The organism is Enterobacter sp. E1 (genome assembly GCF_016809815.1).
In the GTDB taxonomy this organism is placed as follows: domain Bacteria; phylum Pseudomonadota; class Gammaproteobacteria; order Enterobacterales; family Enterobacteriaceae; genus Enterobacter; species Enterobacter adelaidei.
This window is the reverse complement of record NZ_JAFBJM010000008.1, coordinates 1-20,993: the sequence shown is the minus strand read 5'-3', so window position 1 is coordinate 20,993 and position 20,993 is coordinate 1. Positions and strand designations below refer to the sequence as shown.

The window sequence follows — 20,993 nt, the reverse complement described above, 5'->3', positions numbered from 1 at the left end:
TTATGCGTCTTCGCCAAAAGCGTTTTTAAGCCATTCGATCTCATTTCCGGTGAAGGCTATCACATCGAACCGGCAATCCACAGTATCAAAGCTCCCATTATGGCGGGCAAGCCACAAGTGGGCAGTCTGTAATAATTTATGTTGTTTGGCGAGCGTCACGCTGGCGGCAGCGCCGCCAAAACGGGAGGACTGTCGAAAACGGACTTCTACAAACACAATGACCTGAGCCTCTTTCATGATCAGGTCAATCTCGCCGCCGCGCCCACGGACGTTAGCGGCGATAAAGCGCAGTCCTTTGCCTTCAAGCCAGCGACGCGCCTTTAACTCCCACGCATCGCCGGTCTCTTTACGGCTTAACTGGCCGGGACGATTTGCCCCTGCTGGTATTTGAGCCATGATAACTTCCTGTTGATCACGCAATCCTGAGTAGCGGTCAGATCGCCGGTGTTGCCGTTAAGCTCAAAGCCTGGCACCTGACGCATCTGGGTAAAGTGGTTCGCCAGCGCCCACGCATCGACACCCATCGCATACAAACGCGCCAGAGAGTAGTCGTTACGTACTGCCCCCAGCGCCTGCTGCATCAGTGCCGGATTGCTGCCTGCCAGCATAGGGATTTCGCTGTACTGCAGACCGTCCATTTCCAGACGGAAATCCGGGCCTGCAGTGCCCTGCGCGCTGCGTGAACTCGCGTACAGCGTTGCACCGCTCTGGCTGCCGTTACGCATTGCAATCATCGGTTTGATAAAGGCGATCTCTTGCGGCGTGGCGACAATATAGGCGGCATCCACTTTACCGCCACCGCTGATTTGTGCGTCGGTAGGTGGGGCCGGGATTATCAGACCGCCAATTGTCACGCCCTGCTGCTGCGGCAGGCTTGCGGTTACCGGGCTACCGTTCAGCGCGATGCCTGCTCCGCCATTTACGCCAGCGCGCAGTTCAGAGACTGAACCGAATTTCTGCTGCAGTACCATACCGCCACCGAGCTTCTGCCATTCATTGGCAAAGGCATTCGCGACGCGATCGCCCAGCGTACTGCGTGGGATGAGCAACAGAGGAGCCTGTTTACCCTGCTCGTGGATATGTCGTGCGGCATCGCGGGCTTCATCTTCAGGGGAAAGTGCGAAGTAGCAGATATTGGCGCGGTTCTGAACCTGCTCAGGCTGATTGAGCGCCAGCACGTTCAGCGTGGTATTGCTCTTCATCAGCTCTTCCACGTTGTTTTTCAACAACGGGCCGACAACGATGCTTGCACCGTCCTGTTGAACCTGCGCCAGAACCTGGTCAAGCGGCTGTGAGCTGGTGTCGTAGATTTTTAGCTCAGCGCCCGGGTTGGCGCTGGAGGCTGCCACGGTTTGCGGCTGCGCAGCAGGTTGGGCTGCGGGTTGCGCAGGTTGCTGTTCAGACGGTTGTGCTGTGGCAGCAGGTGCCGGCGCCGCTTGTGTCTCAGCCGGAGCCTGTGTTGCAGGCGCAGGCGCAGTTGCCGGAGGTGTCGTTGGTGCGGTAACCGGGTTTTGCATCGTGCCCTGCGCCGGGGTTTGGGCGGTGGTCAGGTCACTGGTCTCGGCTGCGGACGGGCTGACAACATCGTTCACATTTGCTGCCTGTGCTGCTTGTGCTGGAACGGCACTGCCTGTCACCGGCGTGGTACCGTTTTTCGCCGCTTCAAAACCCTGCTGAATAGTGCGACCAAATACCGCCGCCTGACCGTTTAGCGGCAGAAGCAGGGCGATTTTGCTGGTCGATGCGGGCTTAAAGTTCTGCACGTTTACCAGCTGTGTTGGCAGCATTTTCGCGCCCGGATTCTGCGGGTAGCGGGTTTGCCAGTCAGTAATACCGGCTTTCAGCATCTTCGGATCGTTGCGGTTGTTAAACCACATCTGCTGCAGATCCAGCCAGCCCTGCAGGACGTTTTCATCGGCATTGATGACCAGTGCCTGCGCCTGTTCCTGGGTCATGGAGGCAAGCGCCTGCCAGGTGGCATCAATATTTTTCTGCTTGTCGGCGCCGCCGAGCAGCGGTTCCTGGGCAATCAGTGCACGGAGCAGTGTCAGGGAAGGACGACCCTGCTCAGCGGCAATACCTGCCTGCCAGAAGCGAGCCTGCTGATTTTTATCCAGCGCGCTGACGTCGATATTACCCAGGATCTTTTTCGCGCCATCATAATCTTTCAGTGCGACTTTCAGCTCAGCGGAAAGCAAGCTCTGCTCACGACGTTGGGTGTCGTTAAGATCCTTCGGTAACTGATTGAACAGTTCGGCGGCCTGCTGGGTTTTACCCTCTTTCAACAGTGCACGAATGGCGAGTAATTGCCAGTTGGTCTTGGTATCATTTGAACTCTGCGACATTTGTTGCAGATAAAAACCAGAATCAGCCTGAGCGGAACCCTGCAGATGTGCAGTGCTCTGGTCAGGTGCCTGGGTGCCACAGCCTGCAAAGATCAGCGCTGCCAGCAGAAGCGGCACGCTGCGAGTGGCTTTTTTTCGAAGAAACGTTAACGGTACCATACTGTATCCAGTGATTTTTTTTACGCAATGCTCAATATTAAATCGGCAATACGGACTAAACAATGAAACAACACGAAACGGCGGATAATTCTCAAGGCCAGCTCTATATTGTACCTACTCCTATCGGGAATTTATCTGATATTACCCAACGTGCGCTTACCGTGTTGCAAGCTGTTGATTTGATTGCTGCTGAAGATACCCGGCACACCGGTTTACTGCTTCAACATTTCGCGATCACCGCCCGATTGTTTGCCCTGCACGATCACAATGAGCAACAAAAAGCCGAAACGCTGGTGGCGAAGCTGAAAGAGGGGCAGAACATTGCGTTAGTTTCCGATGCAGGAACCCCGCTGATTAACGACCCTGGTTACCATCTGGTGCGTACCTGCCGCGAAGCAGGGATTCGGGTTGTACCTTTGCCGGGCCCCTGCGCCGCAATTGCTGCGCTGAGCGCTGCGGGGTTGCCGTCTGACCGTTTCTGCTATGAAGGCTTCCTGCCTGCCAAATCCAAAGGCCGCCGCGACGTGTTAAAAGACCTGGAAGCGGAACCGCGCACCCTGATTTTCTACGAATCCACGCACCGCCTGCTTGAGAGCCTGGAAGATATGGTGACCGTGTGGGGAGAAGCCCGCTACGTGGTGCTGGCGCGCGAACTGACCAAAACCTGGGAAACGATCCACGGTGCACCGGTGGGTGAACTGCTGGCGTGGGTGAAGGAAGATGAAAACCGCCGTAAAGGTGAAATGGTGCTGATTGTCGAAGGACATAAAGCGCAGGAAGACGCGCTGCCAGCCGACGCGCTGCGCACGCTGGCGCTGCTGCAGGCGGAACTGCCGCTGAAGAAAGCCGCTGCGCTGGCGGCAGAAATTCACGGCGTGAAGAAAAATGCGCTGTATAAGTATGCGCTGGAGCAGCAGGGGGAGTAAACGTATGAGCCGCTACCTGCCTCCATTCGCTATCACGCCATCAATTCTCAATCAGGTTGTTGAGATTGGTGAGTTGCTGGGGCATTGGGCGGCTCATTCCGGAAGGACATCTCCTTTACTGCGTAAAGAGAACCGTATCCGCACTATCCAGGCATCGCTGGCCATTGAACACAACTCGCTGACTACCGGGCAAGTGACGGCAATCATGGATGGCAAGCGCGTGCTCGCGCCTGAAAAAGATATTCAGGAAGTCCGCAATGCTATCCTGGCATATGAGAAATTGTCTGAATGGAAGCCATGGAAGCTCAATGACTTACTCAATGCACACCGGTTATTAATGACTGGTCTGGTCGATCTCCCTGGAAAGCTCAGGAATGGAGACGTAGGGGTATACCGTGGAAACCAGTTAGTCCACATGGCTCCTCCTGCCTCCCAGATGAACCGTCTGATCGACGATCTTCTTTCCTGGCTTAAGCAAACTGATCTCCACCCGCTTATTGCCAGTTCGGTATTTCATTACGAGTTTGAGTTTATTCATCCCTTTTCAGATGGAAATGGCCGTATGGGGCGGCTGTGGCAAACGTTGATCTTAAGCCAGTGGCGTGCGGAACTGGCATGGCTACCCGTCGAGACACTCATCCATTTTCAGCAGGCGCGCTATTACCAGATATTAGGACAATGCGATCGGGCCAGTGATTGCACGGCATTCGTGGAGTTTATGCTGCAAAATATGGCTGAAGCTTTGCGGGAAGGCATAGGTATGTCGTCAGTATTGTCGGAAAAAATGTCGGAAGAATTGTCGGAAAAGGAAAATACTATCCTTGAGCTTCTTACCGTTCAACCGCAAATGACTGCGGTAATGTTGGCATCTGTTTTGGGCGTAACTTCCCGCACTGCGGAACGTTATCTCCGTTCTTTGCAATCAAAAGGTAAATTAAAACGCGTGGGGGCAAGGAAAGGGGGAAGCTGGCAGGTCATGGCTTAACCTGCCAACTGAACACTTTTTATTTTTCTGGGAATGCTTCAAACACCAGCGTTTCCAGCGGCTGCAGCGTAATCACCACTGCGTTTTTGTACGCCTCCGGTACGGTTGAATTACGTCCATACACTGCCTTCAGACTAAACTGCGACGCGTTTCCTGTTGGGACTTCGAAATCTCTCGTCAAATCCAGGTAGTAGCTTTGCGGCTTATCCGACGGGTTACGTAAGCCGAGAATTGCTTTGTCCTTGCTCCAGGATGCCCAGCCGTAAACCTGCAGCGCAGTTGGGTCACCGCCAATCCAGTGCGTATCCACCAGCACGCTGGCGTTATCCCGCGACCATTTCGCCGCCTGCGCCAGGGTATCCCACTTCGCCTTATTCAGCATTGAAGGGGTGATGTATAGCTCCTGCAACTGCGTGCCGGTGGCGAAGTAACTCCAGACCTGGTCGGCAAAATCGCTGTCCGTTTGCACTTTCTCCAGCCCGTAATAAGCGTTTTCTGCACTGACGATCCCGTGATACATCAGGGAGTTCAGTGGGAAGAGCGGGCCTTTGCGCACAATGGAACGGTACGTTTCAGCGTCGCGGTAAGTCATCCACTGCTGTACCGGCGTACCAGGGCCATAAAGGTTTATGTCATCACCCTGACGCCAGATGGAATCGGCGTAGAACAGCCAGGATGGACTGGCATTGGTTCCGGTCGTCAGGTTGATAAACAGGTTCGGATTGGCGCTGCGCATGTTATGCAGCAGTGCAATAGAGGCGTCAAAATCCGAGGCGAACGGGCTGCCTTTAATGTGCGAGTTGGCGTTACCCATTCCGTCCAGCTTAAACGAAGTAATATGCTCGTTTTTTATCAGCTTACTAATCTGCTCATTAAAGTTTTTAAAGTAGTTCGGGCCTGACAGCGCCAGCTTCCCGTCGACCGTTTCGAAACCATACTCTTTTGCATGTGAGACGCGAGTATCGCGCGGTTTGTTATATCCGCCCCACGGCGAAAGCCACAGGCCAACGGAGCTGTGCAGGCTGTCAGCTTTCTCCCGTACCTTGCCAAAACCGTTACTGAATGCCGGGCCAAACAGCCAGCGCCCTGTAAGATCATCCCAGCCATCGTCAAGCAGGAAAGCATCCAGCGTTACGCCCCGCCCGGTGATAAATTCTTTGTTCCATTCGTCCATACGCCCCAGCACATCCTGCTCGGAGTAAGGGGTAAAGAAGCCGATGTCCATCCAGCTGTTGTAGTGTAGATAAGGCTTATACGGACGCGGGCGGACGGCATCAATAAACTGGTTTACGCTACGTCGCAGCTGGCTGGTTTCCGGGAAGGTACCGAACCAGGTGGTATAGCTGACTGGCGTTGCCGGCTGAATGGGCGTTTTCAGCTCCACATTGAGGTTGGTCGTCGCTTCATAGGCGTAAGTATTAACGATGGGTTTATCCGGCAGGATAAAGAACGAGTCTGCGATAATCGGCGAGCTGTTAATTGCCCCGTCTACATAAGGTGCCTGAGACTGCTTTTTGGTTGGGAAGAAGGTGATTTTCGCCACTTCACGAGGCTGCCCGACGGCTGCGATGGTGTAGTCGATGCTGGCGTATTTCCCCTTCACCAGGTTCAGCTTCACCGTGACGTTAAAGTCCGGATGGGTGAAGTCGATGACAATTCCGTTGTTCAGCTTTTCGACATGCTTGATCTTAAAATCCGCCGTGTGGATTTTTTTCTCATCTGGCAGCGTCAGAAAGAACAGCTCCTGCGGTGTCAGAGGATGGTTGGCCCTGGTGTCTTTAACCACGACCGTCGAGTTTGCGTCATCAAATGACAGGGCAATATTGTCGTTATTAAGGCTGTAGTTTGCTGCCATCGCGCCATGAGAAACACACAGGGCAAGTATTGAGAGGGGGAGGATTTTTTTCATCAGGGTAAGATCCTTTTCAATCAGGCTTCTGCCGGCAGCAGCAAGCGATTTGCCGAGCCACAAACGGTAATTTTGCTTCTGACCACCTCTTTCATGGCATCCATGCCGACCCGCATGTAGAAGCGTGGATCGTTACCTTGCGGGTTGTCGGCAAACCAGGCTTTGACGGCGTCAGAAAAGGCGATTTTCAGCTCGGTTGCCACGTTGACTTTGCAGACGCCCAGCTCAATGGTGCGGCGAACATACTCATCCGGTACATCGCTCGCGCCATGCAGCACCAGCGGTACGGTGACCACTTCGCGAATTTCGGCCAGCCGCTGGAAGTCGATTTTGGGTCGTTTGGTATAGAGGCCGTGCGCGGTGCCGATGGCCACAGCGAGGCTATCGACGCCGGTTAGCTCAACAAAGCGCTTCGCTTCTTGTGGGTCGGTGAGAAATGCGCTTTCGGCGTCGACGCTCATGTCATCTTCCACGCCACCCAAACGCCCCAATTCTGCCTCGACGCTACAGTCGTTGAGATGGCAAAAATCGACCACGGATTTCACCAGCTTCACGTTCTGCTCAAATGGATAGTGGCTGCCGTCGATCATTGCGCTGCGTACACCGGCATTCACTTTACGACGAATATCGTCCAGTGATTCGTGGTGATCGAGATGCAGCGCCAGCGGCATGTCATAAGTGACGGAATAAGCGCTGCACAAGGCGTAGATCTCTTCGAGCGCAATGTGTTTAAACGTCCCGGGCGTGCCCGCAAGGATCACCGGCGATCGCATTTCGCTGCACACTTCGAGTATCGCCTGGATCGTCTCTGCGTTATGGATATTGAACGCCGGCACGGCGTAGCCTTTTGCCTGGGCGTCCTGCAGAAGATATTTAGTCGAGATAATGCTCATGATGAGATCCTCTTAAGCCTGCCACGGATGAATAACAACGCCCTGAACCACACGGTTGACCGTGCCGCTGGCGGATGGTGTATCGGGGGTGTTGCCTACGCTGAGCGACTGGGAAAGTGCAAAGACCTGGGCATACATCAGGAAGCAGAACGCCTGTTCCATGTCGATAAACGAACGAGAAGGCGGTAGCAGGATGTGCGGACCCGCTTCAATAACCGGATCCGTTTCAGCGGCGATAGCCACCACGCGCAGGGCCTGGCGATCGCGGCGCAGTTCGGCCAGCAGATCGAGATCGTACTGACGCGTATACGGATGGCTGGAGACAAACACCACCACCAGCGTTTCGTGATCCACCAGCGACTTCGGCCCATGACGGAAACCGGTAGGAGAGTCGTAGAATGCTGCCAGTTTTCCCGCCGTCAGTTCCAGCACCTTCAGCGCTGACTCACGCGCGGCACCCTGCAGGCCACCGCTTCCCAGGTAGACGATCCTCTTCCATGGCGCATTGCCAAAGACATCCTGACTGAAATCGCCGAGCGACGTCAGGATCGCCTGGCAGCGATCGGCTACGTCGCGGAAGGTCTGGCTGTTGATCGTCTCCGGGGCGAAAACCGCCAGACAGCTTGCCATCATGGTGGTGATACTGCTGGTCATCGCGAAGCCGCGATCGTGCGTTTCGGCTGGCATCAGCAGGGCAAAGGCGTTATCGCTGTTGACGGCATTCTGGTACAAACTGCCTGCTTCATTGCAGGTGATCGACAGGTGGTAGCATTCCGGCACAAACTGATTGGCCAGTTCTACAGCCGCCACGCTTTCCGGGCTGTTGCCGGAGCGGGCAAACGAAATCAGCAACAATGGATGCGCAGGGCTGAAGTAATCCATTGGGTTCGTCACCAGGTCAGTTGTGGGTACGGCGGTGAAGTTTTTCCCGGTGTGGCTGGCAAGCCATGGCGCAATAATGTCGCCGATAAAGGCAGATGTGCCCGCCCCTGTCAGGACGATCCGCAGATCAGATTTGCGCAGCAGCGGAGTCAGAAAACCGTCGATAGACGAACGCAGGCTATCAATGTTGCTGAGCGATCGGATCCAGCTCGCTGGTTGCTGACGGATCTCTTCTTCGGTCCAGGTGCCAGTTGTGGCGGTAGTGATTTGTGGCATAACTCAGTCCTTAGTCGTGTGAATTCCACATCAGACGCTGGCAAATATGTCGCTATCTTTCGTTTCGTTTCACTTGTTCACTTGAGCAGTTAAATAAAATTTATAGAAAAGAAATCGAAAGTTCAATGAAAGAAAAGAAATAAAACGAAAAGTGTGATCGCAAAAGAAAAGGCAATGAAGAAGGAAAGGAAAAGAAAGGCCTTACGATCGCGTGTCGTAAGGCCAACAGGAGACACAATGAAAGGGCTAAAGGGGAAGAGCCTGGCCCTGAATCCAGATCCGCTGGAGGTGTAAACCACCGTCCAGCGCGATGAGCGTGGCGTGTTTGCCTGATGCTAACGACCCGAGCTGGTTATCAATACCCAGCAGCCTTGCAGGGTGCAGCGAGGCCATATGGATCGCGTCTTCAGCGGTGATGCCTGCGTGCTCCACCATATTGCGGACGGCGGCATCCAGCGAGAGCGTACTCCCTGCCAGGCCACCGGTGGCGGTACGCACGACGCCATTTTGCATGCAGACCTCTTCACCGCACAGGGTGTAGCCCCCGTCAGGCATACCAGCAGCCTGCATTGCATCGGTGATCAGCACCACGCGGTCTTTCGCGCAGCAGCAGCACAGACGCATGGCTCCAGGGTGGACATGGTGACCATCGGCAATCAGCTCCAGCCATGCACGTTTGTCTGTCAGCCCAGCGCCAACCATGCCGGGTTCCCTGTGATGTAACCCCGTCATACCGTTGTAGCAGTGGACCAACCCATCAGCACCTGCGTCAAAAGCGGCAAGGGTTTGATCGTAAGTGGCGGCGCTATGGCCCAGCATCACGCGTAAACCGTGCTGTTTAAGGTGGCGAATCGCCTGTAATGCGCCAGGTTTTTCCGGCGCAAGCGCCACCACGCGTAGTGTGTTTTGCGAAACCTCAATCAGTGCGTTCAGCTCAGTGATATCCAGCTCCCGAAAAAGCTCCGGCGGGTGCGCCCCTTTGTTTTGCGGCGTAAAGTACGGACCTTCAAGATAGCTTCCCAGAACCTGCGCGCCGGGCCCGCCGGAGCGAGTGCGCCGGGCGATACGCATAAGTGCGCCGTGTATGGCCTCCAGCGGCGCGGTGACGGTGGTGGGCAGAAATGCTCCCACGCCTTCACGCGCTTTATGTATCGCCAGAGTATCCAGTACGTCGGGCGCGTCATCCATGACATCCACACCCGCACCGCCGTGAACGTGCGTATCAATATAGGCCGGGCAAAGTAGCTCAGCATCGCGCGGCGCAATGCCCACGGGGATTGGCTCAATCGCCGTGATGATCCCACTTTCAATACGTAGCTGGTGGTCTTCAAGCCAGCCCCGTTCGGTGAGCACGCGGCGAGCGCGTAACAGCTGGCTCATATGCCTTCCTCAGCGGGCGCTTCCTCACGGCAGCGCCCCAGCTCGTCTACCAGGCTTGTCAGCCCACGATGTCCGCATTCCAGCGCCTGCAATCGAAATGCTTCGCTGCTTAAACCGTCGCGCTCCAGCACCATCTCCAGCAGCAGCTGCAGGTTGGTGCCGGTAATCACTTCGCTGCCCGGTCTTTGCATCGCGAGCGTTGACGCCACGCGGAACGGTGTACCGCCCAGCAGGTCGGTGAGAAATACAATATCGTGCTCTGCATTGAGCTCGCTCACCGCCTGCTCAAGCTGGGTGGTCAGCCGCGCCGTGGTGGAGGTCTCCGGAAAATCAATGGCGATAAACTGCGGTTGCTCGCCAAGGATCTGCTTCATCGCCTGCTCAAGCCCGCTGGCAAAACCGCCGTGCCCCGTCAAAATAATGCCTAACATCGTAACCTCTTTGCTTTTACAGGAAGTGACAGAATTTACCGACAACACCGAGCACCACGGTGATACCAATCAGACGCAGTGGGCTCCAGCCACGGCGTACCAGCCAGAACATAGTCAGGGTATAGACCAGTGGCAGGAAGGCAGGCATCAGCTTGTCGATAACGTCGGCCTGCAGTTTGACGACGGCATCACCGGCCTTTATTTCGAGCGTGGTATTAAGGCGGACATAGGTTGCCACCAGCGCGCCAATCACCGTCATCCCGACGATAGAGGCCGCGTGACCAACTTTTTTGGTGTTGGCCTTAATCAGCGGGATCGCTGCGACGCCCATCCGGTAGGCGTAATGCGCCAGACCAAAACGCAGGCCCAGATGCACCACGTTAAACAGTACGATAAAGACCACGGCGCCCAGAATGGAACCCTGCAACGCCAGGCTTGCGCCAATCCCACCGCATATGGGCAGCAAAGTTAGCCAGAACATGGCGTCACCAATGCCGCCGAGTGGTGCGCCCACGGCAATTTTGGTGCTCTGGATGCTGTTCACATCCTGCTTGGAGCGCTCCATGGCCAGGATGATGCCGATAACAAAGGTCACCAGGAACGGATGGGTGTTGAAGAAGCCCATGTGACCTTTCATGGCACGCGCCAGATCCCGCTTGTTGGTGTGGATCTTTTTCAGCGCAGGCAGTAAGCCATACAGCCAGCCGGAGGCCTGCATACGTTCGTAGTTAAACGAGGCCTGCAACAGCATGGAACGCCAGGCTACGCGGTTAATGTCCTTTCTCGTTAGCTCGGCACCGATACTTTGGTCTTCGTAGACATTCTCATTCACGCCAGTGAGCAGGGTCTCTTCGCTTTCAGAAACGCCAGGCAAAGTTGTTTGATTAGATGCCATCTTCGAATTCCTCTTTCCGGGACGCAGGTGCTGTCGGTTCAGGTGATTTACGCATCAGGTCGATAAGTGCCATTGCCAGGGCAGCAGCGGCAATCGCCAGTACCGGAAGTTTGAGCCAGGCTGCGGCCACAAAACCGATAATGAAGTAAGGGATGTAGACGTTTTTCATCATGATTTTCAGCAGTACGGCAAAACCGATAGCTGGCATGATGCCGCCCGCGACGCCAAGACCATCAATCAACCGTGCCGGCAGAACATCAATGGCGGTTTTCGCGTGTTCTGCACCGAAGTAAATCGGCAGGAAAGCACACAGGAAGTAGAAGATACCGAGGGCCAGCAGTGCCAGATAGTTGACCCGTTCAATACCGTTAGTATCCGCATTGGCCGCCATGCGATCGCAGCGCGACATCACGCCGGACATCACCGAGAAGAGGAACGTGATCCCCATCTGTACCGCAACGGCAAACGGGACGGCGACGCCAACGGCAACTTCCGGCTTCACGCCCGTGCTGATAGCAAACGCTGTGCCTACAATCGTGCCGATAATCACGTTTGGTGGCTGTGCGCCTGCCAGCGGTGCCAGTCCCATCCAGACCAGTTCTAACGTACCGCCGGTCAAAATACCGGTGTGTAGATCGCCCAGAATCAGGCCAACCAACGGCCCGAGTACCACCGGGCGGTGCATATGTGTTAAGCCGTTAAACATATCCAGGCCGGCGATAAAGGCGAGAACGCCCAACGCCAGTGCCTGCAACAGACTGATTTCCATTGTGAATCCCTCAGAGCAGTTTAAAGAGATCCAAAGCAGTTTCTGTTGGAACGCCCTGAACGAAGCATTCCACTCCGGCAGATTTCAGACCGTTGAACGCAGTGATATCGTTTGCGTCGACAGAGACCGTTTTGGCAATTTGTTGTTTGCCATTGGCATAGTGCATGTTGCCTACATTGATACGGGTGACAGGTACGCCGCCCTCCACCAGCGTCAGAAAATCAGCGGGTGATTTACAGACCAGCAGAATTTTCTGGCGGTCGGCAGCGCGGTGAATGTTGTCGATCACTTTTTGCAGCGACCAGAAGCGCACGGCAATCCCTTCCGCGAGCACCATTTCCATCAGGTTTTGTTGAACCGGATCCTCAGCGACCTCATCGTTAGCGACCAGCACCAGGTTTGCCCCCGCAAACCCCACCCACTGCACACCCACCTGACCGTGGATCAGACGTTCGTCGATGCGGCATAAAACAATGTTTGGCATAGCGTTTTCCTCTTTTTTAATTATGCGTGTTGAGTCGTTACGCCTTCGCAGGCGGCGTGGTACTGCTGAAGTATGTCCTGAATGTGGTCGATGATGAGTTCCCGTGGCGTTGACTTGAGAGCACCCTCGCGAACTTTGCTGTACTGCAACGGCAGGTACTGGCTAATCAGTGGCAGCGGGAGAGGGTCGTCAGCCAGGTTGCGTACCAGTCGCTCAAAGGCATCGTCAATCTGGCTGTCTGGCCAGTAATAGCGGACGCGGTCAGAGTAGCTATAGCCGCGCGCCAGGCGTCGTGCATTGCCGTCACCGTGGTAATGGCTTTGCCAGTATTCCGGGCGATCGAGCATCACGTTTTCCAGTACGTGACGCAGGCCAGAACTGGCTTTGGCAGGCAGCAGTTCTTCTTCGATGGCGGCCAGTGAGAACAACGCTTCTCGCAGAGCGAAGGTCAAAGCTGGGCCGACTTTCAGGATCGCGAAGTGATCTTTTACCAGCTGGCGAAGTGCTTGCGGCGTCTGGTAATCGGTGGAGTGCGCTTCAAACACCAGCGTGTCGTACGCTTCCACCATTTTGCTCAGCGCGACGGCCTTGTGTGGTTGGTAGTCGCACACATGGGCATGGTCAAACTCAACGCCAGGCTGAACGACCAGGCCAATAATGCGCGGCCAGATAGCGTTTAAACCTTCTTTTTCGAAAGCGTGACGGTGTGCTTCAAGCGTGGCGCGTGCCGCTTCCGGTGTGGTGACGTCGAGTTCATTCAGGGTTTCATGCGCCCCTCCGGGAACAGGCACTTCAGTGCCGATAACGTAGACCAGGTCAGACACGCCAAACTGTTCACGACAGGTCTCTTCGGCAATTTTCGCCAGACGTGCAGCACGCTCTGCGACGATTGCGTCGGTTAAAGGTACCGGATCGTCTTCGCAAGACATACTGCAGTCGAGGTGGATCTTTTTGAACCCGGCAGCAACATAGCTTTTGATCAGATCGTCGGCATTTGCCATCGCCTGTTCCGCAGGTAGATTTTGCCAGCGATTGGGCCCCAGATGATCCCCGCCGAGGATCAACTGTGAAGTCGGGAAATTAAGGGATTCCGCAAGCTGACAAACAAACCCGTGAAAATCAGCGGGCGTCATGCCGGTATAGCCACCAAACTGATCCACCTGGTTGGAGGTGGCCTCAATTAATAGCGGCGTCTGATGCGAGTGGGCGTAACGAATTGCAGCTTCAAGTACCAGTGGATGTGCGGAACAGACGGCATAAATCCCGTTTGAATTCCCCCGTTTATGTTGTTCCACCATTTCTGTCAGATGTTTCACTTTCCTCTCCATTTCGGATGGTGATGGCATTCATCTTTCGTTTTGTTTCATTTAATCCTGCATCATGGTGGTGTAAAAATAAAACGAAAGATAATAGTTTTCCGATCTGTTTCACAAAAGAAACATAATGAAAGGTTTCAGCGCCGGGTGAGCTTGCCCCTGGTCGTCAGACAGGGCTTGCATTCCCGTAAAAGAAAGGCCTTAATAGGCAAAACGAAATGAAACGAAAGTTTATTGATTAAGGAGCTCGCATGAGCAGCACCGATTCATCCGCAGAAAAGCGCATCTCCGGCACCAGTGAAAGGCGAGAGCAAATTATTCAGCGGTTGCGGGCGCAGGGAAGCGTGCAGGTTAACGATCTTTCTCATTTATATGGTGTTTCGACGGTAACGATCCGCAACGACCTGGCCTTCCTTGAGAAGCAGGGCATTGCCGTGCGTGCCTACGGTGGTGCACTGATTTGTGAAGGCCATGCGCAAGGCGTAGAACCTTCAGTGGAAGATAAAAGTTCATTGAATACGGCCGTAAAGCGCAGTATTGCGCAGGTGGCCGCTGAGCTGGTGAAGCCAGGACACCGTATCATTCTGGATTCCGGTACCACGACGTTTGAAATCGCCCGTATGCTGCGTCAGCATACGGACGTGATTGCTATGACCAACGGCATGAATGTCGCGAACGCGTTGCTGGAAGCGGAAGGGGTGGAATTGCTGATGACCGGTGGGCATTTACGCCGTCAGTCGCAATCTTTTTATGGCGACCAGGCGGAGCAATCCTTACAGAATTACCATTTTGATATGCTGTTCCTGGGCGTCGACGCCATCGATCTCGATCGCGGCGTAAGCACGCATAACGAAGATGAAGCCCGTCTGAATCGCAAAATGTGCGAAGTGGCAGAACGCATTATCGTCGTGACTGACTCCAGCAAATTTAACCGCTCAAGCCTGCATAAAATCATTGATACCCAACGCATTGATATGATTATTGTCGACGAAGGTATTCCGGCTGAAAGTCTGGAAGGGTTACGCAAGATTGGGATAGACGTGGTGTTGGTTAAGGAATAATTGTGACCCTCTCCCGATGGGGGAGAGGGTCGATGTTAATCAGGTCACGGGCGCCGGGTTAAACACCGCCAGCTGATTATGTAATCCCCATTGGTCAGAGAAGGTTTTCTTGCGACCGCTCGCCACATCCAGAATAAAGTGGAACAGTTTCCAGCCCACCTCTTCAATGCTCTCTTCCCCGGTGGCGATTGTGCCCGCGTTGATATCCATTAAGTCATACCAGCGGTTTGCAAGCTCCGTGCGGGTTGCCATCTTGATCACCGGAACCGCCATCAGGCCGTACGGCGTGCCGCGTCCGGTGGTAAAGACCTGCACTGTAATACCCGACGCGACTTGTTGCGTACCGCAAACAAAATCGCTGGCCGGGGTTGCCGCGTAAATCAGGCCGCGTCGGGTTGGACGCTGGCCCGGCGAAAGGACTTCAACAATGGCGCTCTGGCCAGATTTCGCAATCGAGCCGAGGGCTTTTTCCACCACGTTCGCCAGTCCACCTTTTTTGTTCCCCGGAGAGGGGTTGGCGCTACGGTCGGTTTTGCCCATATCGAGATAGTTATCGTACCAGGCCATCTCCTCAAGCAGACGCTTACCTACCTCTTCATTGATGGCGCGAGGGGTAAGCAGATGGATAGCGTCACGCACTTCAGTCACTTCGGAGAACATCACCGTGGCACCACAGCGAACAAACAGATCGGACGCGTAGCCTACCGCCGGGTTGGCGGTCACGCCGGAAAACGCATCGCTGCCGCCGCACTGTGTTCCTACCACCAGCTCAGAGGCCGGGCAGGTTTCACGCTGGCGTTTGTTCAGCTTATCCAGATGGCGTTCTGCCACCTGAAGAATATCGTCGACCATCGATCTAAAACCGACGTGGTGCTCGTCCTGCAAACGCACGATACTGGCATCGCTGACCGGGATAGCTTTCACGTCCTCGGTCCCCAGCAGCAGGCGTTCAGGTTGAAGCTTTTCACAGCCGAGGCCAATGACCATCACCTCGCCGCCGAAGTTCGGGTTCAGGGCGATATTGTGAATGGTACGGACAGGCACAACGGCCGCCGGTGCATTGATGGCCACACCGCAGCCATAAAGGTGATTCAGGCCGACCACGCCATCCACGTTCGGGTATTTCGGCAGCAGGTCGCGTTCAATAATTTTCACCACATAATCCACCACGCCTGCCACACAGTGCACGCTGGTGGTAATGCCGAGCAGATTTTTGGTACCGACACTACCGTCGGCATTGCGATAACCGTCGAAGGTATAGCCGTCCAGTGGAGGGAGTGGTTCAGGCACGCGGGTTGCCAGCGGGAGTGTGTTCAGGGGCGGTGCTTTTGGCAACGCGACCAGCGACTCTTCAACCCAGCTACCCTGAGGAATGGCGCGAATGGCATAACCAATCACCTCTCCGTAACGCACAATTTCACCGTGAGCGGGGATATCCACAAGCGCAACTTTATGTCCCTGCGGAATATGCTCAATCAACTCCAGCCCGTCCGGGAAACGGGTTCCCGCTTTTAAGCCATTGTCGTTGACAATAATCGCCACATTATCGGTATCGTGGACTTTTATATAAAACGCCCTCGGCGACGCTTGTCGAATTTCAATATCGGCCATTGTTCAGTATTCTCCAGCAAGAGTCTGATAATAAATGCAGCCAATTTTCTTATGGCAGAAATAAAGCATGTCAGGAGATAAGGAACGAGAATGTGATCTCGATCGCCCCAGAACCCGTAATGCCTGATTCTGTGCATCAGCGCGCAGTGATTCGTGCAAATGCTCAAAATATTATCAAAAATAACCACAATACCTGAGCATTAAAACAATGTGTCGCGGTGATATGCGGATTATACTGAATGACGATTTTATAACGCCGAAATTAAGTCAGAAAATAAATATAACGCTGGCAATAAATATACGGAATAAGGCTGCGGAATTAAAAAGGTAAACGCGATGAATAACGATATTTTCCCAAATAAGTTTAAAGCGTCCCTCGCGGCGCATCAGATCCAGATTGGTTGCTGGTCCGCGCTGGCAAATCCCATCAGCACCGAAGTGCTGGGCCTGGCCGGTTTCGACTGGCTGGTACTGGACGGTGAGCATGCGCCGAACGATATCAATACGTTTATTCCGCAGTTGATGGCACTCAAAGGTAGCCAGAGTGCGCCGGTGGTGCGTGTGCCAACCAACGAACCAGTGATCATCAAACGTCTGCTGGATATCGGCTTCTACAACTTCCTGATCCCGTTTGTGGAAACGAAAGAAGAGGCGGAGCGGGCCGTGGCCTCAACGCGCTATCCCCCGGAAGGGATCCGCGGTGTATCCGTTTCGCATCGCGCCAATATGTTTGGCACCGTGCCGGACTACTTCACGCAGTCCAATAACAACATCAGCATCCTGGTACAGATTGAGAGCCAGCAGGGTGTTGATAACGTCGACGCCATTGCTGCCACACACGGCGTCGACGGCATCTTTGTTGGCCCGAGTGACCTGGCTGCGGCGTTGGGACACCTGGGTAATGCGGGTCACCCGGACGTACAGCACGCCATTCAACACATCTTTGCCCGCGCCAAAGCCCATGGCAAACCGTGCGGCATTCTGGCACCGGTTGAAGCTGACGCACGTCGTTATCTGGAATGGGGCGCCACCTTTGTGGCTGTCGGCAGTGACCTCGGCGTATTCCGCTCAGCCACGCAGAAATTAGCGGACGCTTTTAAAAAATAACCATCATTGAGGAAACAGTTTATGACGCTGAAAGTCGGTTTTATTGGCCTGGGGATCATGGGTAAACCAATGAGTAAGAACCTCATCAAAGCGGGTTACTCACTGGTGGTTTCAGACCATAATCCGCAAGCTGTGGCTGAGGTCATTGCTGCGGGTGCCGAAACGGCCGCCACAGCCAGAGCCATTGCTGAGCAGTGCGATGTCATCATCACCATGCTGCCAAACTCTCCACATGTAAAAGAGGTCGCTCTGGGTGAGAATGGCATTATCGACGGTGCGAAGCCAGGTCTGGTACTGATTGATATGAGCTCTATTGCCCCCCTCGCAAGCCGTGAAATCAGCGAAGCGTTGAAAGTGAAAGGCGTCGATATGCTGGATGCGCCGGTCAGCGGCGGTGAACCGAAAGCGATCGACGGCACGCTGTCGGTGATGGTCGGCGGCGATAAAGCGATCTTCGATAAATACTACGATCTGATGAAAGCGATGGCTGGCTCTGTGGTGCACACCGGTGACATCGGAGCGGGTAACGTGACTAAGCTGGCGAACCAGGTGATTGTGGCGCTGAATATCGCTGCGATGTCCGAAGCGCTGACGCTGGCAACTAAAGCGGGCGTCAACCCGGACCTGGTCTACCAGGCAATCCGTGGCGGTCTGGCGGGGAGTACCGTGCTGGATGCCAAAGCACCGATGGTGATGGATCGTAACTTCAAACCTGGTTTCCGCATCGACCTGCATATTAAAGATCTGGCAAACGCGCTGGATACGTCTCACGGTGTTGGGGCGCAACTGCCGCTGACCGCCGCCGTGATGGAAATGATGCAGGCCCTGCGTGCCGATGGCATGGGGACGGCCGACCACAGTGCCATTGCCTGCTACTACGAAAAACTGGCGAAGGTAGAAGTCGCCCGTTAATAACATCTTGCCCACACCTGAGGGTGACAGCGGCGCGCAAACCCTCTATACTGCGCGCCGAAGCTGACCAGACAGTCGCCGCTTCGTCGTCGTCCCCTTCGGGGGAGACGGGCGGAGGGGAGGAAAGTCCGGGCTCCATAGGGCAGGGTGCCAGGTAACGCCTGGGGGGGAAACCCACGACCAGTGCAACAGAGAGCAAACCGCCGATGGCCCGCGCAAGCGGGATCAGGTAAGGGTGAAAGGGTGCGGTAAGAGCGCACCGCGCGGCTGGTAACAGTCCGTGGCACGGTAAACTCCACCCGGAGCAAGGCCAAATAGGGGTTCACATGGTACGGCCCGTACTGAACCCGGGTAGGCTGCTTGAGCCAGTGAGCGATTGCTGGCCTAGATGAATGACTGTCCACGACAGAACCCGGCTTATCGGTCAGCTTCAACTTATTTTAAAACAATACGTTGGTGTGTCTCAGGCTTTCTAAGGAAAAACTGTGACACAGACTGTGATACAAAAGAGACACACCAACGGATGTTCCATCCCCAACATCCTAAAGCGTGGCAATCGCTACAGCCTTCATTTCAGACTACCCTCAGGTGGTTTGTTCCGCGTGTCTCTGGGCTGCGATTTAGCCAGCAGAGCAAGATTTATATCTTCCCGCCTTTCTATGTTCATTTCTTTTGTAAAATCGTCCAATCTAGAGCCAGCCCAACTATTGGACATAGTGCAGAAAATGAAGAAATTAGAACAAAAAGACATTGATGATTATTTACTTTGCGTTCAGGCCACCTTTTATGCTGCGGTGAAAAAAATCCCAACAACTATGCGGTAGAGAATTGCCACGGGTAATCTAGACACTTCCGAGCCGTTGATAATAGTGATTTTCATATTCTGCCGGTGACATCTGTTCGCTAGATTTATGCACTACACCACTGATACACCAACGTCCCCGACATAGGAGAGATGAAGATGCGAGGCTACGCAGTTATGTTTTGTGGTCTGTTGGCGGCATTCAACGCTGACGCGGCCCGTATAACGATGAGCAATCCGTAACAGTCAAGCACAGCAAATGGGCAAACCCTGTGCGTTTATTCCATAGCATCTATACGTTTACCTACCTGATGAAATCGAAGCACTGCCCATACAGCGAGACCTTTGATACTGAAAATAGTGAATGAAAAACACCAACACATTCACCATGTGAATTATTTGAAATACGGTTTCATTTTTTAGGAAAAGCTACTACCTGAGCATGGGCGCTATTTGTACAATGGCTTACGTATGAAGATAAATTCACAGCAAGTAGAGGGACTTATGCAGCAATACACCAACGGACTCACGCCATCAGTGCTCGCATCATTCAAGAATCCATTCAGCGCCGAACAACGCCAGATTTTCAACTCTCATGTTGAAGAAATGAAAGACCGTTCTTTAGTGGCGATTTGGCGCTTTGCCACTGCGGGATCGCTCACTCGAAACGGTGGGAAGATTGAGCAAGCCAGCGCAAACGACTCATTTACTCTTGAAGATGGGAGCAAGGTTAATCGGGCAATGGTTGGCGATTATGTTGTTTATCCGGACGGAACACGCACCCGTATTATCAGTGGCTCAGGATCAGCAGCAACTAATGGAAACGGTGTTTCTTTTGCTCTTGTAGGAAGCCAGCTTGATAACGGTGACGTGATTATTAGTACCCCACAAGATTTTGCTCTCCTGTGCCAACTGGACAACAGCCCCGCAATGCCTGCCAATTTTCTCACCCCTGTTGCACTGTAGGAGATCCAGTAATGGGACATTGGTTAGTCAAAGGGGACAGGACAACTTGCGGTGGACAGATCCTCGAAGGAACAAAAAGAAAAGAGTTTGCTGGTAACTATGCAGCCCTGAATGGCCATAAAGTCTCTTGTGGAAAGCACCCTGGAGTCTTCCACGTAGCAGGGGGGCATCCTGGTGACATAGTCGATGGTACGCATGTTGCGAGCACGCTTTATAGCCGCTCAACCTGTCCGTGCAAGGCTCGTTTCATTCCCTCGCAGACCTGGGCATGGCATGGTTCATATCCAGTCGCATCAACAAAAGCCGCCCCGGTGTCAGCAGCCGTGAAATCAACGACAGAAACCGTTCCGGAGCCAGAGCAGCACGCACAGGCCGCTAAAAAACATGTACAAGAAGAACCAAAACCGCAGGAAGCAAAACGCGAACCTGTAGATGCTGGTTTTTGCATACTTCCTTACGGTGCTGAAACTGGCGCATATGAGCCCTGGTTATTCGAAAGTGAGCCACCGGCAGGCACACGCGAACTTTACCGTGCTCTAAATGGTGCAGGTAAGGAATACAAAGCCGGTTCTATTCTGTTAGTTGTTGACCCGGACAAGCAGGATAGTGAACAAATTGCCCATATGCAGGCAGCGAAAGAACGTATCGATAGTGCTTTAGCTCCACTCTCACACCAGCAAGCTAATTTTCTTTTCAAGTACAAAGACACTGTTGAGATGTTTTCTGCCGCAGCAAGTACGGCGAGTGATACTTATGGTGACCTGCCCCCAGGATTAGATACAACCTTCAGTTAGTAATGTCGGTTGGTTTTTCTTCATATTTCCTGTTTCGCCAGTCCGTTGCGAATTCAGCTGGTGTCTGGTAATCCAGCGATGAATGGGGAC

The 20,993-nt window shown here is 54.0% G+C and carries 19 protein-coding genes, 1 other RNA gene and 1 pseudogene; 9 read left to right on the top strand and 12 right to left on the bottom strand.

Features of this window, described 5'->3' with window-relative positions; all coding sequences use genetic code 11:
* Positions 1 to 396 carry a YraN family protein gene (locus JGF26_RS17755; protein ID WP_028017062.1) on the bottom strand — a complete coding sequence of 132 codons (396 nt, stop codon included), beginning with the start codon at positions 394 to 396 and terminating at the stop codon, positions 1 to 3.
* Positions 354 to 2,504 carry a penicillin-binding protein activator gene (locus tag JGF26_RS17750; protein WP_134708506.1) on the bottom strand — a complete coding sequence of 717 codons (2,151 nt, stop codon included), beginning with the start codon at positions 2,502 to 2,504 and terminating at the stop codon, positions 354 to 356. Before JGF26_RS17750 ends, JGF26_RS17755 begins: the two co-directional genes overlap by 43 nt.
* 62 nt (positions 2,505 to 2,566) lie before the next feature.
* Here JGF26_RS17750 and rsmI point away from each other — a divergent pair, with 62 nt between their 5' ends.
* Positions 2,567 to 3,430 carry a 16S rRNA (cytidine(1402)-2'-O)-methyltransferase gene (rsmI, locus tag JGF26_RS17745; protein WP_108091074.1) on the top strand — a complete coding sequence of 288 codons (864 nt, stop codon included), beginning with the start codon at positions 2,567 to 2,569 and terminating at the stop codon, positions 3,428 to 3,430.
* 4 nt (positions 3,431 to 3,434) lie between these two features.
* Entirely contained in the window at positions 3,435 to 4,415 is a 981-nt protein-coding gene (locus JGF26_RS17740) for a Fic family protein (protein WP_049007618.1), read from the top strand.
* 19 nt (positions 4,416 to 4,434) lie between these two features.
* On the opposite strand, the gene JGF26_RS17735 is transcribed toward JGF26_RS17740, so the two are convergent.
* The 9 genes from JGF26_RS17735 to kbaZ all read right to left on the bottom strand — a co-directional run bounded on the left by JGF26_RS17735 (position 4,435) and on the right by kbaZ (position 13,662).
* Entirely contained in the window at positions 4,435 to 6,324 is a 1,890-nt protein-coding gene (locus JGF26_RS17735; RefSeq protein WP_134708507.1) for an enterotoxin, read from the bottom strand.
* A 20-nt stretch (positions 6,325 to 6,344) separates the two neighbouring features.
* Entirely contained in the window at positions 6,345 to 7,217 is an 873-nt protein-coding gene (gene kbaY / locus JGF26_RS17730) for a tagatose-bisphosphate aldolase subunit KbaY (RefSeq protein ID WP_028017067.1), read from the bottom strand.
* A 12-nt stretch (positions 7,218 to 7,229) separates the two neighbouring features.
* Complete coding sequence (locus tag JGF26_RS17725; protein WP_134708508.1) at positions 7,230 to 8,375, bottom strand: SIS domain-containing protein; 1,146 nt, start codon at positions 8,373 to 8,375, stop codon at positions 7,230 to 7,232.
* A gap of 246 nt (positions 8,376 to 8,621) precedes the next feature.
* A complete protein-coding gene (nagA, locus tag JGF26_RS17720; protein WP_134708509.1) occupies positions 8,622 to 9,755 on the bottom strand; it encodes an N-acetylglucosamine-6-phosphate deacetylase in 1,134 nt (377 codons plus the stop codon).
* The gene (agaF, locus tag JGF26_RS17715) at positions 9,752 to 10,186 is read right to left on the bottom strand and encodes a PTS galactosamine/N-acetylgalactosamine transporter subunit IIA (protein ID WP_028017070.1); all 435 of its coding nucleotides are present in this window, start codon (positions 10,184 to 10,186) and stop codon (positions 9,752 to 9,754) included. The genes nagA and agaF overlap by 4 nt, the downstream gene beginning before the upstream one ends.
* Before the next feature lie 16 nt (positions 10,187 to 10,202).
* On the bottom strand, positions 10,203 to 11,081 hold the full coding sequence (gene agaE / locus JGF26_RS17710; protein ID WP_028017071.1) for a PTS N-acetylgalactosamine transporter subunit IID: 879 nt from the start codon (positions 11,079 to 11,081) through the stop codon (positions 10,203 to 10,205).
* On the bottom strand, positions 11,071 to 11,850 hold the full coding sequence (agaW, locus tag JGF26_RS17705) for a PTS N-acetylgalactosamine transporter subunit IIC (RefSeq protein WP_028017072.1): 780 nt from the start codon (positions 11,848 to 11,850) through the stop codon (positions 11,071 to 11,073). The genes agaE and agaW overlap by 11 nt, the downstream gene beginning before the upstream one ends.
* A gap of 10 nt (positions 11,851 to 11,860) precedes the next feature.
* Positions 11,861 to 12,334: a PTS N-acetylgalactosamine transporter subunit IIB gene (agaV, locus tag JGF26_RS17700; RefSeq protein WP_028017073.1), complete on the bottom strand. Its 474-nt coding sequence runs from the start codon at positions 12,332 to 12,334 to the stop codon at positions 11,861 to 11,863.
* A gap of 20 nt (positions 12,335 to 12,354) precedes the next feature.
* Positions 12,355 to 13,662, bottom strand: coding sequence for a tagatose-bisphosphate aldolase subunit KbaZ (kbaZ, locus tag JGF26_RS17695; RefSeq protein ID WP_134708516.1), 1,308 nt, complete (start codon positions 13,660 to 13,662; stop codon positions 12,355 to 12,357).
* 239 nt (positions 13,663 to 13,901) lie between these two features.
* On the opposite strand from kbaZ, the gene JGF26_RS17690 reads away from it, so the two are divergent.
* Positions 13,902 to 14,711 carry a DeoR family transcriptional regulator gene (locus JGF26_RS17690; protein WP_134708510.1) on the top strand — a complete coding sequence of 270 codons (810 nt, stop codon included), beginning with the start codon at positions 13,902 to 13,904 and terminating at the stop codon, positions 14,709 to 14,711.
* Between the two features lie 39 nt (positions 14,712 to 14,750).
* On the opposite strand, the gene garD is transcribed toward JGF26_RS17690, so the two are convergent.
* On the bottom strand, positions 14,751 to 16,322 hold the full coding sequence (garD, locus tag JGF26_RS17685; RefSeq protein ID WP_134708511.1) for a galactarate dehydratase: 1,572 nt from the start codon (positions 16,320 to 16,322) through the stop codon (positions 14,751 to 14,753).
* A gap of 336 nt (positions 16,323 to 16,658) precedes the next feature.
* Here garD and garL point away from each other — a divergent pair, with 336 nt between their 5' ends.
* From garL to JGF26_RS17660, 6 genes and pseudogenes are all read left to right on the top strand, one after another.
* Positions 16,659 to 17,429 carry a 2-dehydro-3-deoxyglucarate aldolase gene (gene garL / locus JGF26_RS17680; RefSeq protein WP_134708512.1) on the top strand — a complete coding sequence of 257 codons (771 nt, stop codon included), beginning with the start codon at positions 16,659 to 16,661 and terminating at the stop codon, positions 17,427 to 17,429.
* 21 nt (positions 17,430 to 17,450) lie between these two features.
* Positions 17,451 to 18,341 carry a 2-hydroxy-3-oxopropionate reductase gene (gene garR, locus JGF26_RS17675; protein WP_108091064.1) on the top strand — a complete coding sequence of 297 codons (891 nt, stop codon included), beginning with the start codon at positions 17,451 to 17,453 and terminating at the stop codon, positions 18,339 to 18,341.
* Positions 18,342 to 18,400: 59 nt separating this feature from the next.
* Positions 18,401 to 18,777, top strand: an RNA gene (gene rnpB, locus JGF26_RS17670) — RNase P RNA component class A.
* A 525-nt stretch (positions 18,778 to 19,302) separates the two neighbouring features.
* Positions 19,303 to 19,511, top strand: a pseudogene (locus JGF26_RS22470) (hypothetical protein).
* Between the two features lie 103 nt (positions 19,512 to 19,614).
* Positions 19,615 to 20,109, top strand: coding sequence for a PAAR domain-containing protein (locus JGF26_RS17665; RefSeq protein WP_108091063.1), 495 nt, complete (start codon positions 19,615 to 19,617; stop codon positions 20,107 to 20,109).
* An 11-nt stretch (positions 20,110 to 20,120) separates the two neighbouring features.
* Entirely contained in the window at positions 20,121 to 20,903 is a 783-nt protein-coding gene (locus JGF26_RS17660) for a PAAR domain-containing protein (protein WP_203250374.1), read from the top strand.
* Positions 20,904 to 20,993: the final 90 nt, after the last annotated feature.